Genomic DNA, 16,600 nt, shown 5'->3' with positions numbered 1-16,600 from the left:
CACCCCGTGCTACGGCCTCCGCGACCATGACCGAGAACGGCCAGAGCAACGGCAGCAATGGAAATGGCCACGGAGATCCGAACGATCTGACCATCGCGGTGGAAACCGCGCGGCGGGGCTTTCGGCGTGACGTGGACGTACTGGTGCGCATGTTGGACGCGGGCACCATCCTGATCCCGCTCTTGCACTCGGTCCCCGATGCGGAGCACGGGGAAGAGCTCGAGGTGGACGAGGGCTTCCGTCTGTCCCCGCAGATGCTGGTGGACGAAGAGGGCAAGCTGTATTGCGCCCTGTTCACCCGGGCGGATCTGCTCGAGCCGCTGGTGGATCAGCTCGGTTGGGAGACGGACGGCGAGGCGCTGGAGTACGCCACCGTGCCCGCGCGCGTGGCGCTGGAGATGGCGCTGGACGTGGTGGACGAAGAGAACGTCCTGGGCGTGGTGCTGAACCCGATGGACGAGTCCGAGCTCATGCTCCGGCGCTCGGAGCTCGCCAGCATCTTGGCCGGCACCGCGGTGCCGCTGGTGGGCTACGTCAACGCCATCCCGGAGCAGGACTTCGAGGAGACGCTGGAGGCCGACCCCGGTGACGAGCATCCCGCGGAGCTGGTCAGCGCCATCGAGGCCTGTCTCGCCAAGCAGGAGGGCGTAACGGGTTACACACTTGCCCGCACGTTCAACCCGGAGCGGGACGTGGAGCCGCATCCCACGCTGCGCGTGATCACCACACGTCCGGACGAAGAGCTCGGTGACATCGCTCAGCTCATCATCGAAGCCGTGAAAGACGCTCTGCCTCCCCCCGGCTACATCGACGTGATATTCGAACGCCCGGAATGACATCGCAGAAAGGTCGTCCCGACCTGATCTCGGCAGCGGGGGATCGACTGAGCGCTTTGGAGCGCGCTCAAATCCGCTGGATCGGCAAGACCTTCGAGCCGGGCCGCATGGACCACACGTTGCGCACGCTGCAGCGCGTGGTGGGCTCCACCTGGATCCACCACTTCACCAAGCACCTGCGCCACGTGCACGGCCTCGAGCGGTTGCCGCCGCTTTCGCCCGACAAGAGCTACATCCTGGTCTCGAACCACCGGAGCTTCTTCGATCTGTACGTGGTCACTGGCCACCTGGTGCGGAACGGTCTCGAGCACCGCATCCTGTTTCCGGTGCGCTCGAACTTCTTCTACGACACGCCGGCGGGCTTCTTCGTGAACGGGATCATGAGCTTCTTCGCCATGTACCCGCCCATCTTCCGAGACCGGAAGCGCGCTGCGCTCAATCTGCTGAGCTTGGAGGAGCTGGCCTGGCTCGTGCGCCAAGGCGGCACCTTCGTGGGCATCCATCCCGAAGGCACGCGCAAGAAGGACGACGACCCCTACACGTTCCTGCCCGCCCAACCCGGAGTGGGGCGCGTGATTCACGCTTCGCGCGCCACCGTGCTGCCGGTGTTCATCAACGGCCTCATCAACGACTTGCCGCGCCAGGTGCTGAGCAACTTCGACGGAACCGGCAAGGACATCCACATCGTCTTCGGAGAGCCGGTCGACTTCGGCGACCTGCTCGACAAGAACGGCTCGCCGCGCACCTACAAGGCCATCGCGGAGCGGTGCCTCGAGGTGATCGGCGAGCTGGGTCAGGAAGAGAAGCGCCTACGCGCGTCTTCTTCCGATTGATGTTGGTCCGCCGCGGCAGACGTCACGTCAACGACACTCTTGTTTCCGGGGAAGGTTCAAGCGGCCGCAAACCTTGGTCGTCTTGTTGTAGGAGCAGGATGAGTAGGTGCCCGTTTGTCCACATGCCGGTGGCTTCGTGCTGGTCCAACCGGCGGGAGAGAACACGCCACAGATGTTGTTGATGTAGGCGCAGCCGCCCGTTGAGCTCACACCGGCCGTCGTATAGCGGGGTTCTTCCGTACCGTCGCAGTTGTAGTCGAAGTCAACACCGACGGGTGCACCAGCGATCGCGTGATCTTGAAACGCGTTGTTGTTGTCGGCTGCGGTGTAAGGATGCGCGTCCGCATCCTTGTCCCAGCAGTCGGAGGTGCCAGCACCGGGCACCTTGGCCGTCCATGTCGCGCCGGCTAGACCGTTGCACGATGCGCTGGGCTGTGTCGGCTTGTCGCAGTTCTGAACCGCGCCGGAAGTGTTGGGCGCAAAGCCGTCTCCGTCACAGTCCACGTACCAGGTGGGAGCGAACTCGTCCTTCTGGCCGTTGCAGTTGTTGTCCTTGCCGTCACACAGCTCCGCCGCGCCGTCGTACACGGTCTTGTCGCTGTCGTCGCAGTCCTTGCCGCACGAGCCGAGTGACGTAGACGCTTGCCCGTCGCCATCGTTGTCGATCACCGGGTAGTAGCAACCGGTCAGCGGATCGCATTCGTTGTTGGTGCACGCATCGTTGTCGTCGCAAGCCAGCGGCGTACCTGTAGCGCAGATCCCTTGGCCCTTCAGACACACCTCGGTCCCGGTGCAGACGTCGTTGTCGTCGCACTCCTTGTCCTCGGTGCACTTCTGAACGCACTGACCACCGAAGCACACCTTCGCGCCGCCATCCTCAGAGGTACACGCGTCGCCGTCCTTCTTCGCGGTGCCTGGCTGACAGAACCCGCTGGCGCAGGTCTCCGTTCCGTTGCACTCCTCGCCGTCGTCGCATTCCGTCGGTGACGTGCATGGCGTGCCGCCATCCGGTATCGCCCCGCCGCTTCCCGCGCTACCGCCGGTGCTCCCCGCGGCACCGCCAGTACTGCCGGCAGCGCCGCCTGTGTTCCCTCCGCCCGAGCCACCGGCGGACGCGTCAGTCTCTACGAACTTCCGATCCTCGGAGCTACCGCAGGCGACGGACAGCGTGGGAACGAGTGCGACCAGAGACAAGAGAGCCAGAGACGTGCGGTAAGACGACATGTGATCCTTCCCAAGCTAAAGGAGTCGATACGACCCTTGAGCTTGCTCCGACTCCCCCGGATTGTCGAGCGGCAGAAGGGGTCAGCGGCACTCTTGCGTTCTGGACCCAGTTGCTCGGCTGCACCCGAGCAGACTGCTGCAGCTCGTATACGTTGCGGACTTGCCGCAAGCGGGCGCAACGCTGCTGGTCCAACCGTAGGGGCCGGTGCACTGCCCGAATCCACCCGAGACCACCCACGTGCAGGGCGCTGCACTGCTAATGCCTGTGGTGGTGTAGCGCTGCTCTTCCTTGCCGTCGCAGTTGTAGTCGAAGTCCACACTCACCGGCGCTCCGGCAATGCCGACGGTATGGAAGGCTTGGGAGTCATTTGCCGCCGTGTACGGATGCGCGTCGGCGTCCAGGTCCCAGCAGTCCGTAGCGCCCTTTCCGGGCGCCTTGGCGGTCCACGTGGCGCCCTTCACTCCGTTGCACGAAGCGCTCGCCTGAGTGGGCTTGTCACAGCCCTGCACCGAGCCAGACAGGTTCGGCGCGAAGCTATCGGCATCGCAGTCCACGTACCAGGTGGGCGCCAGCTCGTCCTTCTGGCCGTTGCAGTTGTTGTCCTTGCCATCACACAGCTCCGCGGCGCCGTCGTAGATGGTCTTGTCGTTGTCGTCGCAGTCCTTGCCGCACGCGCCGATGGAAGTGGACGCCTGGCCGTCGCCGTCGTTGTCGATGACCGGATAGAAGCAGCCCTTCTCCGGATCGCACTCGTTGGTGGTGCAGTCGTCGTTGTCGTCGCACGAGAGCGGCGTCCCCGTTGCGCAGGTTCCAGAACCTTGGAGGCAGATCTCGGTGCCCGTGCACACGTTGCCGTCGTCACAGTCTTTGTCGGCCGTGCAGTTCTTGGTGCACGCACCCAGAAAGCACTTCCAGGCGCCACCATCCGGGGATGCACACGGATCGCCATCCTTCTTCGGCGTGCCGAACTGACAGAAGCCGTTGGTACAGGTCTCCACGCCGCTGCATTCGTCGCCGTCGTCGCAGTCCGCCGGCGAGCTACATCCAACGGCGCCGTCGGGAATGCCGCCGTCGGTGATGCCTCCCGTTCCCGCGCTCCCGCCGGTGCTGCTCCCCGCGTTCCCACCGGTGCTGCTCCCCGCGCTCCCGCCGGTATTGCCGCCCCCAGTCCCAGACCCGCCTCCCAAGCTGGCGTCCGTCTCGATGTAGTTCCGATCCTGCGCGCTGCCGCAGGCCACCGAAGCCACAGGCGCGAGCGCCACCAACGTGAGAGCGGCCAAAGACGTGCGGCGAAGCGACATGAGGTTCCTCCCTACTAAAAGCGGCCCGCGACCCCCGCCGAGCCGAGCCCAACCCAAGGCTGTATCCCAGCTTGATCCTTCTTCTGGGTCATGTCGAGGACGAGCAGCGTCACGCCTGCGGCAACGCCCACGCCGCCCACGATGAAACCGATGGTGGCGTTGGTCTTGGCGCTGTCCGCCGCGCTGTCCAAGTCCTCGATCTCCGACTTCTTGTCGGCGGGGCAGCCGGCGCTCGTGCACAACGCGTTGGCGTCGTCCCGCTTGCTCTTGGAGCGCAGCGCGAAGAACGTCCCGGCGCCCAACCCCACGACGCCCACACCCAGCGCGGCGTAGGCACCGATGCGCATCCCGCTCAGGCCGCCCTTGTCGTGGGTCGGCTCGGTAGTGGGCGGCGTGCCCGCCGGCTCCGATCCGTTCGGCTCCGCTCCGGGCGTCCCTCCCGGCACCGTGGCGCCGGGCGCGGGCGCCAAGTTCAGCTTCACCGTCTCCCTGGCGCTCTCGGCCAACGTGATCGTCGCGAGGTCGCTCTGCACACCGTCACCGGTCGCTTGAAGCTCGTGCTTGCCGGGATCCACCGGAGCAGGCACACCCACCAGCGCCTTGGGCACCTCTTTGCCGTCCATGGTGACCACGGCGCCATCCGCGCCATCGCCGGTCACGCTGATCGTCAAGTAGGGCAGCCGCGGCTCCAGCGCTTTGAGCTCCGTCTGCGCTTTCTCCATCGCGTCGCGAAACGCATCTGGCGCATCCGGGGTCAGCTTCTCGCGCGTGATCTTCACGTAGGCTTCGTGCGCCTTCACCAGATGCCCGAGCTTCTCTTGGCTGCGAGCGATGTACAGAAGGTGTGGCGGCGCATCGACGAGGGACTGCGCCCGGCTGAACAGGTCCACGGCCTTGGCGTAGTCTCCCGCCTTGAAGGCCTTCAGACCCTCGCTGGCCGCGGCCCGTGCGCCCGCGCGCTCCGCATCGGTCTGTGCCCCAGCCCCGGATGCGACCAACATGAATGCCGAAAGCGCGCCAATGGAAAGCGCTCGCCGAAAGGTGGTTTGCCCCATCATCTCGGCCGCGAATGCTAGCACAAGGGGGGCTGGGACTTTGCAGCTTCGGGGCCGGGTGCCATCATGGGGAACGCGCCTACCCTTCATTTCGCGGAGAGCTCTCGACGCATGACCCGTCGGCCCGACCTGGACGAAACCCTGACTCTGGTGCGGGGTGACCCGCGCACGCAGCGCCTTCCCAAGGACCCCACGCATGCGGTCACCGCCTTCGCACCCCCAGCGGAGGAGCTGATCCAGCTCACCGCCCGCTTGGACCTGGACTCGCCGGAGTCCATCGCGGCGTCTTCCGGCAAGGTTCCCCAGCCCCGCGTCCCCTTGCCGGCGGACGCTCCGGAATGGATGCGCGCCGCCCGGGTCCTCGCCGAGTCCTTGGAGTCGGCCATCGCACGCGGTCTGATCCCCGACGAGGAGCAGGCCGCCATCGTCCGCGCCTGGGACGCCTGGACCATGAACGGCGTGCGGCACGGAGTCGTGCTCAAGGTCGCGCGGCTGGTGCGCCGTGCTCACGAGGCCCTGCGCCAGGCCGTGCCCCCGTCGGAGCAGACCATCCAGGGCTGCGCGGAGATCATCTACAACAACCTGCCGCCCAAGCAGCGGGAGAACATCCCTTTCGAGCGCGCCCTGTGGGTCGTACGCTCCATCGCACTGGTTCCCGACCCGTGGGTGGCCATCTTCCACGGATCCATCGAGCTCCTCGGTTGGGCGGACGGCGCCCGGGCTCACGCGGCTTACGTCATTCGTTCGGCGATTCACCGGGGGGGCAGCCAATGATCGAGCAAGGACAGATCCTCGACGGCAAGTATCGCATCGTCGATCTCATCGGCGAGGGCGGCATGGGCGGCGTGTACGAAGGGGAGAACGTCCTCATCCACCGCCGCGTGGCGATCAAGGTGCTGCACCCGGCGGCCGCCGCGAATACCGACGTGGTCGAGCGCTTCGAGCGCGAGGCCCAGGCCGCCGGTCGCATCGGCAGTGACCACATCCTGGAGATCATCGATCTCGGAACGCTGCCCGAGGGCGAGCGCTACATGGTGATGGAGTACCTCGACGGGGAAACCCTCGGGGCTCGCATCAAACGGCTCGGCCGCATGGATCCGCTGCAGGTCGCGCCGCTCGTGCGTCAGGCCCTCGAGGGGCTGCACGCGGCCCACGCCGCCGGCATCATCCACCGCGACCTCAAGCCGGAGAACATCTTCATCTGTCGCGAGAAGGCGGGCCGCTCGGACTTCGTGAAGATCATCGACTTCGGCGTGTCGAAGTTTTCCGCGACGGGCAGCGACATGTCCATGACGCGCACCGGCGCCGTGATGGGCACGCCGTACTACATGTCTCCGGAGCAGGCCAAAGGCAGCCGTGACATCGACGCGCGCAGCGATCTCTACTCCATGGGGGTGATCCTGTACGAGGCCGTCACCGGTGGCGTGCCGTTCAACGCAGAGACGTTCAACGAGCTACTGTTCAAGATCGTGCTCAGCGAGCCCGCGCCCCTCCGGCAGGTGCGCCCCGAGCTCGATCCGGCCTTCGAGTCCATCACGCTGAAGGCGATGTCGCGGGACGTGACCCATCGCTTCCAGTCCGCGCAGGACTTCATCAAGGCTCTCGACGAATGGCAGACCGCCGGTCGTCCGGTCACCATTCCCCCCGCGGCGCGCCCTACGGAGCCACCAACCAACGCTGCGCCGCGCCCCGCCGCCGGCGTGCCTGCGCAATCCGCGAGCGTGTCCGCCTGGAGCAGCTCGCAGTCCGCGGTGATCCCCAAGCGTGGCCCGAACCCCGCGCTCATCGCGGTGGTCGCTTTGGTCGCCCTGCTCGTCCTGGGTGGTGGTGCATTCTTCACCTGGCGCGCCGTCGCCGCTCGGAGCGAGCCCACGGCCAACGTCGCCTCCGCGGACGTCACCCCGCCCGAGTCCCCCGCGAGCGCCACCGCAGAGCCGACCTCTACGGAACCAGCGACCACGGAAACCGCGGAACCCTCAGCCACCGCACCGGAACCCAGCGCGGAAGCCACCGAAGAACCCCCGGCGGCGGACACGTCCAAGCCTGCAGTCGCTACCCACCACCCAACGGTGAAGCCCACCGCCAAACCCACGGCCACCGCCACCGCCAAACCCACGGCAACGGTCAAAGAGGGCGACTTCGGTTACTGATTTCTTGTTGGCTCGGCGCGATACCCGTCAGTCGTCGTCGAAGAACATGGGCTCGCGGCTTCCCAAGAACTCGTCGATCGCGTGCACGGAGTCGGAGTCCACCTCCACGAAGCGAATGCCCATGCCCGGCGGCACGTTGCTCGCTTCGTTGAACTCGCGCACCCAGCGCACCTCGCCGCGAGCGCGAACCGGGTGTTCCCGCCCCGGCAAGTAGATCGTCAGCTCCATCATTTCGCCCAGCGGCTTGAGCAGATGGGTGGCCATGAACACCCCGCCCACGCTCATGTTCTCGATGAACCCCGCGTAGAAGTTGTGGTCGCTACCCACGCTCACGTCGAGCTCCACGGCATAGCGGGGGTGGATGCGGCGATTCGGCTCGGCGCTCGGGTGCTTGGATTCGAGACGGGTGATGCGCGCTTCGGGCCGCTCGCTGCGTAGCTCCTGGGTCTTCACTGCTTCCATCGCCTACCTCGTTCCCTCGTTGGTCGTTCGTTCCAAAACTGGAGCCAGCGCCGTCTGACCGTTCGTCCTCGTCACTCGCACGCGCGCGCCCGCCTCTGGGGTGGGCACGTGGCCGACCACCTGAACGATGTCGCCCACCCGACCGCCGAGAACGAGCGTCGCGCCCTCCGGGCAGGTCTCGTCGCATTCGTCCCCACGCCAGGAAAGCTCACTGACGATGAGGCCGCCTTCCCAGTGCGCGCTCACGGAGGTGATCCGCGCCGTCTCCCACACGGGCGTCGCCTCGGCGTGGCCGGGCAGCGCAAAGGCGAGAGCAAAGCTCCCGGCGACGAGGGCCCAGCGCCAGCGCCGCCGCCGGAGCAACGCCACGCCGGCCGCGGTGGCCACGATCGCGATCCACGGAGAGCCACCGCTCGGACCACCCGCCACACCGCAGGACGCACCGCCAGCGTCGCTCTCGGCGACGGCCGCATACACCCGGGAGATGCTGTCCAGATCGTCCGCCGACAGCACGCGCTTCTTGGTCTCCCGAGGCTTGGTGTAAGCGTACATCGTCGCCTCGGTGTGGTCGTAGTCTTCCCCCAGGCCGAACACGTGCCCCAGCTCGTGGGTGAGCGTGTTCTGCAGGTCGTACACGATGGGCCCGTCGCTCTGGGAGTCGTCCTCCAAGTCCAGGAGCCGGAAGTGGTAGTCCCCGTTCACGATGACGTCGGCGTCCAAGATCACGCCCTGACTCACGCTCTTGGTGACGACCGTCACGGCCAGGGCTCCCTTGGTCAGCGGATGTCCACTGGGCGCGAAGCGCACGGTGCTCTTGTTGGCGAGCCCGGGCACGTAGCCGACCGCGTCCGCATCGGCGACCTTCACCGTGACCGCCGGCAGGGCAACCGGCTCGGAAGTCCAGGCCGAGACCGCGGCGCCCACCGCCGCGGTGCCGTGCCCCTGCACGTCGTCCAGGGAGGGATCGACCACCAACGTCAGTGAATCCTGCGGCCAGCGGCAGGTCTCCGCCTGTGCCACGGCAGGCGCAAGGAACGCCGCCGAAAGGGCCAGAGCAGACAAGACTCGAACCGTCGTCACCACGATGGTGGACAACGGCAGGAAAACCCCACCCTTTAAGAAGAATTAGGTCGGTGAACGCGAACGAGTCTCAGCCAGGAACTGTCGTGCGCCGCCGCTGCGAAGATCTGCCAGCAAACATCCCGCGTTCGGTCGATGTGGGAGCACGGACCACTTCCAGTAGGCCCGGCGGATTCACGCGCGCTGCCAAATCGAGCACTCCCGCATCCACCCGGAAGAGCCACGGGTGAGGCCACACACCAAGCAACAACGAGAGAACCGCGGCCACTGCCACGCTTCCGAGGGCGTCGGATGTGGGCAACGCACCTTCACGTCCCACCTTTGCGGCGCGATGCAGCTGCGCTCCAAGGATGACCAGCGCCGCGAGAGCTACGAACGCCCAGACAGGCTGCTTGGGCAACGCTCCAAGGCTTGCGAGACCGACGCCGACGAATCCCACGGTGCCCGGGAGCGCCACCACGGCGGCGAAGCCCACGCCCCGGGCAACGCCCAGCACGCGGCTCTCGGAGCCCAGCGCACCGAGCAACAGCGGCGCGAGCAACGCGCGGCCGGCGAGCACGACGATAGCCCCCTGCACGCCGATGGCGGTGAGGCCCCCCACGGCGAGCAGCACGAAGCCGGTCTGCGCAGCGATGGCGTCGGCGACCAGCGCGCGGCGATCCTTCTGCACCCAACTGGCGAGGGCGCCGGCGAGCACGACCAGCGCACCCACGGCGCAGGTGGCGGGCGCCGCCCAGCGCACGCCGCTCGGCAGCGTGGTGTAGGCGACACGCAGCAGGCCGTACCCCGCCGCAGACGACAGCGCGCCGATGACCACCGTAGCAACGGGCGCCGACGCCCGGGCCGCCACGGCCGAAAGCCAGCCATGGAGCGGGGCCGCGCCCATCAGCACCAAGCAGCCGACGAGCAACAGCGGATACAGCACCTGCATCGGTGCCAGGCCCAAGATCGGAGCCGCACCCACGCGCGCCGCGGCGTGAGACAGATCGATGAGGGAAAAGCTGCGCGTGGCGTGCGAGCCATCCAGCAGCCACAGCGATCCGATGCTGCCGGACGAGAGCACCACCGAGACGGCGACGAGCACGATGCCGACGCCCAGCACCACGCCCACGCGTTTCGCGAGCGCCGCGTCGTCCATGAGCGTCAGCACCACGAACAGCACCGCCAAGAGCCAGCTGCCGAGCCACAGCGCGAGATCCAGCGTGACCACGCCAAAGCTCACGCTCGCACAAAGGGCCAGGAGCCAGTGCCAGGGCACGCGCCGAGCGCCATTGGACCCGAGCCCCAGGGCCGCGAGCAGCGTGAGCGGTACGACGAAGAGCCAGCTGAGGGACACGCCATCCACCCCCAGCGCGTATTCGATGCCCCACTGCTTCGAGAGCAGCACGCGCTCCAGCCACTGGTATCCGCTGGCGCCGTCGAAGCGCGTGAAGCGCGGGTCGAAGCGCGCCGCGAGCCAGATGCCGATAGCGAGCTGCGCCGCCGCCACCACGAACACCAGCTGCCGCTCGAGGTTGCCTCGGCCCCGTACCCCGAAGGCGATCGCGGCTCCGAGCAACGGGACCAGGACCCACCAGAGCAGCGGGTTCTGAGCGCCGGTTTGTCCGTGAAGCACGGCAGCGAAGCCAAGCGCCACGTCTGCGTGGCCCTCCATCACCACCAGCAGGTGGCCGTGGATCTCGGGGATTTCGCTGCCCTTCGGCGGTGACCAGCGAACGATCCCTTCCTTCGACTCACCCGCCGCCAGGCGCCCGTGGGGGCTGCCGTCCGTGAAGGCCACCTTCATGCCCCGCGGGAGCAGCGGATCGTGCTCGTCGCCGCCGAGCAGCCGAAGCTCTTGGATCTGCACCGGCCCGCCGCTGACGTTCTCGACCACGAAGTGGGTCACCCAGTCGCCGTCTTCCGCGACCATGCGTGCGGGCGCCGGCCCGCGCAGGGGATGGACCTTCACCGGCGCTCCGGCGAAGCAGACCGCCGTCGTCAACAGCACCGAGAGCACGACGAAGAACGCGATGAAGCGCCGCATCACTTCTTGCCTCGCTTCTTTTCCTCGCGCGGGCGCTTGACCGAACGCTCCGGCGTCGCATCGGTGTCCGATGGCGGCTCGGGCTCGCGCTCGCGCTCTGCGGCGTCCATGCCGCCAAGAGCACGCGTGAGCTGGACGACCGCAGCGCCCGCCGCCTCTGCAACCGCCGCCAACGGTACGGGCCCGAACGATTCACGACTCAGAAGCCCGTGGCCCGGACGTCGCGCTTCGCGCTTCTGCCACTCTCCGCGATAGCGCTGCCGCGCCAGGATCCAGCCGACCAACGAGCACCCGAGGGCGATCGCCGTGAGGGCCATCCCCACGCTGTGGACCATGGGCGAGGCTTCCGCCATGAGCGGGGTGGTCGCGATCACCGAAGCCTTGCCGGCCACGATGGGCCCCGAAATCCCGAGCAGGCCCATCGCGCCCGCCACGCCCGCAAGGGCCATCCCAATGCTGGCCACGGCATCGCCCTTGTCCGTCTTCTTTTGTTGGTCCGGCGCGGGCCACACGATCAGCACCACGCGCCACGTCGCAAAAGCCGCCACGGTCGCCGTGAGCATCATGAGCACGTACGGCACCCAGGTCGGCACTGGGCCGCCTTCCGTCGCGAACACCGCGCGGCCCATGGCGTCCCGGGCCCACACGATGCCGACCAACGGCAGCGGAGCGCCGGTCGCCACCGCGGCGGCCACCTGCGCTGCCCGCGCTCTGCTCCGCGCGCCCTTGCCGGCTGCGGCTTCGAGCTCGCCTGGCACACCGTGCGCGAGCAACGCGATGGCGCCGAGGGAGAGGGACGTCACCGCCACGTGTAGCAGCGCGAGGCTGTCGGACTCCGCCGACAGCCCGATCAACACGACCCCGAGCTGGGCCGCCGCGATCTGGAACAGCGCGGCGTTCAGCTTCTCGGCATGCGCGGCGCGGGCCGCCATCCACAGGGCGAACACCCCACCGCCCAGCGCCAGCACGACGCTCGCGGCCGTCGACAGCCCGGCCAGGAACGACAGCCGCTCGGCCAATACCGCCGCCGCCACCACGCCCAGCGCGGAAACGCCGAGGGGCGAGAGCTCGTCCTTTGCCGTTCGGACGCTCTTGGCGATCGCAGCAAGGAGCAGCAGCGCGCCCACCAGCGCCAGCACCGGAAGCCCCCACAGCTTGCGCTTGGAAAGCTCGCCCTGGACCACGTAGGCGCCGGTCTCGTCCCGCAGCGAGAGCTGATCGCGAGCCAGCCGCGGCGAGAGCGTGGGCCCCGTGAGGGCGAGGGTCGTCTCCACGCCGCGCACGAGGCGCACCTTCTCCACCGTGAGATCGTAGCTCCCGGGGCCCGTCTCCACCGTGATGTCCTGAATCGCCGCGGCCACCGGAATACGGACGAAGGGCGAGCGGGCGTACACCCTGCAGGCGTGTCCCGCCAGGCTGACGCCGCCCGGCTTTCCGTCGTCACCCACGGCGCACAGGTACACGCCGCCCACGCGTACGCGGGAGCCGGTGAGGGCGCTGAGCGTGAGGAATCCCGTGGGCTCGGTCTCGTCACCGTGGGCGCGGGGGGTGGCGTCGGGCGGATGTACCGCGACGAGACGCGCGCGGAAGTCCGGCACGTAGTCGCCGGAGCCGATCCACTCGCCGCCCAACGACCAGAACAGAAGACCCACACCGAACAGCGCGGCGAGGGCCGCGAAGCGCGCGCGGACCATTGCGGCCCGAGAGCCCAGGGCGACCACCACCGCGATCGCGCCCCAGCCCATGAGCACGAGCACCACGTCGTCCGCCATCACGGCCAAGAGCGAGCCGCCCACGCCGAGCTCGATCCAAGCGAGCCGGGTGGCCAGCTCCGGCGCCTTCGCGTCGGCGTCTTGGCTCACGCGCCACGCGAGCGCCGTGCCCACCAGCGCCACCGCCAGCGCGACCAGGGCGATGGCCGGCGACAGCACGAAGGATGCCGTGACGTCCAGCGAGCCGATGCGCAGGAGTGAAAGGGGCGACGACAGCAGCATCCGCTGCGAGGCCGACGATGCCGCGAGGCGCGCGCCGGCGTAGGACAGCACCACCACGGCGGCAGCCGCGCCGCCCCAACCCAAATATCCAACGACACGTTCGCTTGGCGCGGCGCCCAAGGTCTTGTCACGGGTGAGGGCACGTCCCCACAGCGCGAGCACCAAGGACGCGAGCAGCGGCAGCACCGGCACCAACCACAGCGTGGCGTCGAGCTCCACCGATTGAAGCGTGCCGGAAAGGTCGGGCATGGTTCGTCCGCGAGGCGCGGAAACCTAGCGTGGCGGCCCCGGGCAGTTCAAGCCGGGTCAGAGCCAGGGGTTCACGTGGGCGGCCGGCGCCACGCGAAGCTCGCGGCGAATGCGACGGATCCCGACGATCGTGACCAGCAGGGTGGCTGCAAAAAGCACGTACCCGAACAGCGGCTCCACGTTCCGAAACAACGGAAACCGCGAGCCGATCACCCAGCCCAGGCTCAGCACCAACACCAGCAGGGACGCCGGCAGAATCCAGCGCCACCAGATACCCAGCGCCCGTTCCAACGTGAGCAACGGCAACACCCAGCGCAGCCCGAGCACCATCGCCACGATACCCCACGCCTTCAGCTGCAGCAGCAGTGCGCCCAGGGCATAGCCCTTCCAGCTCATCGCAACGTCCAAGAACGGAACGCGAAAGCCGCCCGCAAACAGCAGGGCGGCGAGCTGGCTCATGGTCAAGAGCTCCACCCAAGCCAAAGCGTGACTCGGTGCCGACGACGGGCCCGCGCCCTCCAGCTCCGCAGCCTCGAGCGGTCCCGTGCTGCGCACCCGCGAGGGGATCAACGCCGCGATCACGAGGACGAAGGCCGCCAAGAACACCGGACTCCGAAACGCGAACCAGTCCCAGGGCAACGCGCCTTGCGCGCCCACGATGTCCGTCACCCGTGCGCTGCCTACCGCGAGCACCACGGTGGCGATGGCGACCAGCGCGGGAATGCGGAGCGACACCGCCGTGAGCGCTCCCTTGATGCCGCCCCACAACGACCAACGTCGCTTGCCCTTCCAGCCGCTCCACACCAGCGTGGACGCCGTCTGCGCCGTGAGCAGCACCACGACGATGATCCCCAGATCCAGATCCGGGTGCACCAAGGAGCGACCAAAGACGGCGATGGTCCCGCCCGCGCTCACACCCACGAAGGCGAGGTAGGGCACCACCCGCGCGACGAACCCGCCGCTCGAAGAAGTCCCTTCGTCGCGCAGCCCGCGGCGCATGCGCGCGCGGACCTCGGCGAGCTTCTGCCGCTGGCGCAAGCGCCGCGCGATGCGTTGCTCCAGGAAGGTGACGAAACGCGCAGCCGGAAACAGGAACGACAACAGCAACAGGGCCGCCAGGCCCACGATGGCTCCCGCCATCGCCAGGTCCTTGGGCGCCGCACGGCGAAAGCCCTGCACGTCGATGCTGAGCTCCACCGGTTCCGTCAGCTTGCCGCGGCGTACGGCGATCTTGGCGAAGCGCCCCACGCCCGCCACCGAAAGATCCGCGACCGTGCGCACGCGCACGCCGTCCACCTCTTCGAGCACGTCACCCGCCTCGAGGCCAGCGCGCTCCCCGCGGCCGCCCGGCGTGAGCGCCTTCACGGGAATGCCACCGCGGGCCTCGTCGTCCTCCAGCACCACGCCGAAGAACTCCGCCGCTCGCTTGCCCTCTTCCGTGCGCGCCGCAACCACCGCCGGTGGCATGGGTGGACCCGGCAAGTCGAGCTCCACGTCCCGCACCGCACCGGTCACCGGCGGCGCGCCGCTGGTGCGAGGAGCGAAGGCCGCGATCACGTCACCGTGGAACGTCGTGTGATCCGCGTCGTCGCCCTTGCCACACAGCTGGTCCGCGATCTCTTCCGTGAGCACGAAGCCGATGCGCGTCTGCGACGTGCTGGTCGCGCGCGCCACGATCTCCACGTTCCGAATCGGCTCACGCCCGGGGCGGTGCAGCTCGCCGCGGAACGTGAGCGTCGCCTTGCGCCCCTCCGGGAACCCGGTCCCGATGATCTCGATGCGGTCCCCGACCTCCGCCTGCCTCGGCGCGAAGTCGAGGACGTTGAGCAGCCCCGGCGGCGACTCCTGGGTTCGACAACCCGAGAGCACCAGCAGCAGGGCGAAGAGCGTGATCCACGCCAGTTGGCGCATCGCCCTGGCTATACCGTGCGCCCCCGAAACGGGCGAAAAAGTGACGGAATCCGAGCTGTACTCACGAGTCCGCTGGGACACGATTCGTCGACGCCGCGGGCAGGAAATAGCGCTGCCCCGTGGTCGGGTCCGTCCCCACCGTGAGCCCGATGCCGAACACGTCGGCCAAGAGCTCCGGAACCAGCACCTCCGCCGTGGGCCCCGACGCCCGCGTCTTTCCGTCCCGCAGCAAAAGGGCATGGTCCGCCCAGCGCGCCGCCGCCCCCAGGTCGTGCATCACGGCCACACAGGCCACGCCCCGCTCGTCCACCTGCTCCCGCACGATTTCGTACACGGAGACCGCGTGGCGCACGTCCAGATGCGCCGCCGGCTCGTCCAGCAGCAGCACTTCCGGCTCCTGGCACAGCGCCCGGGCGATGGTCACGCGCCGCCGCTCGCCCCCCGACAGCTCCGCCACCGAACGTCCCCCGAGGTCCGTCAGCTCGCACTCCCGGAGCACCCTTTCCACGATTTCTTTGTCGCTGCGGCGCGGAACCAAGAGGGTGCCCTGATGCGGCGCGCGCCCCATCATCACGACATCACGGACCGTGAAGCCGAAGGCAACGTCACTGTCCTGCGGCACGACGGCGACGCGCCGCGCGATCTCCCCGCGGCTCAGGCTCGCGAGCGGGTGGTCACCGATCCGCACGTCGCCCCCCATGGCGCCGAGCGTCCCGGCGAGGACCTTGAGCAACGTCGATTTGCCCGCACCATTACCGCCCAATACGGCCACAATCTGCCCGGCTCGCGCTCGCACGCTCACGTCGTGCACCACGGCGCGCTCCCCGTATCCTGCCGTCACATGCTCCGCCGTGATCATCGAACGCGCGGAGCGTAGCGCGAGGCCGCCCCTGTCCGAAATCATCCCCGGGTCCGCAATCTCCCGACGCCGGCGAAAGGCCGGCTATCCTGGCGAATGATGCGCCTGCTCATCGCCGCCGTCTGCGCCACGCTCCTCGTCGCCTGCGCCGCTAGTGCCCCACCAGCGAGCGATGCAGAAACCCAGGTCGACCACGGACAGCTGCCGGAGCCCGTATGGCAGGTCCTCGACCAGTACCTGAACCTGCTCGCTCACAGCCGTTCCATCGAGGAGTGCTCCACTCGCTTCGCGTCCATCGCGGGCGGCACGCTGGTGAACGAGGACGGCCGCAGCCTGCGCGCGACGGTGCCTCAGTTCTCTCTGAAGAAGGACTTTCAGAACGTTCGCTTCTACGCGCTCCCGCCGCGGATCACGCGGGTGGACGTGACCCGGGACGTGACGACGGGCTACGGCCCCAGCGCGCTGCACGGCACCCGCTACAAGATCTGGGTGGCCAAGGCCGAGGGTCAGGCGGGCATGCCGGCACCGATCGCCATCCTGGTGCCGGAGCAGCATCCGAGCGTCCGAGATCCGAAGGTCGTGGGCATCGGCAGCCTGTGACGCGTCGCCGGTTTTTGGG

The 16,600-nt window shown here is 68.3% G+C and carries 14 protein-coding genes; 5 read left to right on the top strand and 9 right to left on the bottom strand.

Annotated elements, in window-relative coordinates; translation table 11 throughout:
• Window positions 1-26 precede the first annotated feature (26 nt).
• On the top strand, window positions 27-836 hold the full coding sequence (locus H6717_39970) for an SseB family protein (GenBank protein MCB9583279.1): 810 nt from the start codon (window positions 27-29) through the stop codon (window positions 834-836).
• Window positions 833-1,669, top strand: coding sequence for a 1-acyl-sn-glycerol-3-phosphate acyltransferase (locus tag H6717_39965; GenBank protein ID MCB9583278.1), 837 nt, complete (start codon window positions 833-835; stop codon window positions 1,667-1,669). Before H6717_39970 ends, H6717_39965 begins: the two co-directional genes overlap by 4 nt.
• 27 nt (window positions 1,670-1,696) lie before the next feature.
• On the opposite strand, the gene H6717_39960 is transcribed toward H6717_39965, so the two are convergent.
• The 3 genes from H6717_39960 to H6717_39950 form a co-directional block, all read right to left on the bottom strand.
• A complete protein-coding gene (locus H6717_39960) occupies window positions 1,697-2,893 on the bottom strand; it encodes a putative metal-binding motif-containing protein (protein MCB9583277.1) in 1,197 nt (398 codons plus the stop codon).
• 81 nt (window positions 2,894-2,974) lie between these two features.
• On the bottom strand, window positions 2,975-4,195 hold the full coding sequence (locus H6717_39955; protein MCB9583276.1) for a putative metal-binding motif-containing protein: 1,221 nt from the start codon (window positions 4,193-4,195) through the stop codon (window positions 2,975-2,977).
• 14 nt (window positions 4,196-4,209) lie between these two features.
• Window positions 4,210-5,253, bottom strand: a complete 1,044-nt coding sequence (locus H6717_39950) for a hypothetical protein (GenBank protein ID MCB9583275.1) — start codon at window positions 5,251-5,253, stop codon at window positions 4,210-4,212.
• Between the two features lie 108 nt (window positions 5,254-5,361).
• Between H6717_39950 and H6717_39945 the strand changes: the two genes are divergently transcribed.
• Window positions 5,362-6,024 carry a hypothetical protein gene (locus tag H6717_39945; protein ID MCB9583274.1) on the top strand — a complete coding sequence of 221 codons (663 nt, stop codon included), beginning with the start codon at window positions 5,362-5,364 and terminating at the stop codon, window positions 6,022-6,024.
• A complete protein-coding gene (locus H6717_39940; protein MCB9583273.1) occupies window positions 6,021-7,400 on the top strand; it encodes a protein kinase in 1,380 nt (459 codons plus the stop codon). The genes H6717_39945 and H6717_39940 overlap by 4 nt, the downstream gene beginning before the upstream one ends.
• A 27-nt stretch (window positions 7,401-7,427) precedes the next feature.
• Here the strand turns inward: H6717_39940 and H6717_39935 are convergent, their stop codons facing one another.
• The 6 genes from H6717_39935 to H6717_39910 all read right to left on the bottom strand — a co-directional run bounded on the left by H6717_39935 (window position 7,428) and on the right by H6717_39910 (window position 15,981).
• Entirely contained in the window at window positions 7,428-7,862 is a 435-nt protein-coding gene (locus tag H6717_39935; GenBank protein ID MCB9583272.1) for a TIGR02266 family protein, read from the bottom strand.
• 3 nt (window positions 7,863-7,865) lie between these two features.
• Window positions 7,866-8,819 (bottom strand): matrixin family metalloprotease, encoded by a 954-nt coding sequence (locus H6717_39930; protein ID MCB9583271.1) that lies wholly within the window; start codon window positions 8,817-8,819, stop codon window positions 7,866-7,868.
• A 193-nt stretch (window positions 8,820-9,012) separates the two neighbouring features.
• A complete protein-coding gene (locus H6717_39925; protein MCB9583270.1) occupies window positions 9,013-10,968 on the bottom strand; it encodes a hypothetical protein in 1,956 nt (651 codons plus the stop codon).
• Complete coding sequence (locus tag H6717_39920) at window positions 10,968-13,211, bottom strand: hypothetical protein (GenBank protein MCB9583269.1); 2,244 nt, start codon at window positions 13,209-13,211, stop codon at window positions 10,968-10,970. The genes H6717_39925 and H6717_39920 overlap by 1 nt, the downstream gene beginning before the upstream one ends.
• A gap of 57 nt (window positions 13,212-13,268) precedes the next feature.
• Window positions 13,269-15,122 carry an NADH-quinone oxidoreductase subunit H gene (locus H6717_39915; protein ID MCB9583268.1) on the bottom strand — a complete coding sequence of 618 codons (1,854 nt, stop codon included), beginning with the start codon at window positions 15,120-15,122 and terminating at the stop codon, window positions 13,269-13,271.
• A 61-nt stretch (window positions 15,123-15,183) separates the two neighbouring features.
• On the bottom strand, window positions 15,184-15,981 hold the full coding sequence (locus tag H6717_39910) for an ABC transporter ATP-binding protein (GenBank protein ID MCB9583267.1): 798 nt from the start codon (window positions 15,979-15,981) through the stop codon (window positions 15,184-15,186).
• A 99-nt stretch (window positions 15,982-16,080) separates the two neighbouring features.
• Between H6717_39910 and H6717_39905 the strand changes: the two genes are divergently transcribed.
• A complete protein-coding gene (locus H6717_39905) occupies window positions 16,081-16,581 on the top strand; it encodes a hypothetical protein (protein MCB9583266.1) in 501 nt (166 codons plus the stop codon).
• The last annotated feature ends 19 nt before the right edge of the window (window positions 16,582-16,600 follow it).

The sequence above is a fragment of the Polyangiaceae bacterium genome (assembly GCA_020633235.1).
Lineage (GTDB): Bacteria > Myxococcota_A > Polyangia > Polyangiales > Polyangiaceae > JACKEA01.
The sequence above is the reverse complement of the archived record's forward strand: the minus strand, read 5'-3'. Positions and strand labels throughout refer to the sequence as shown.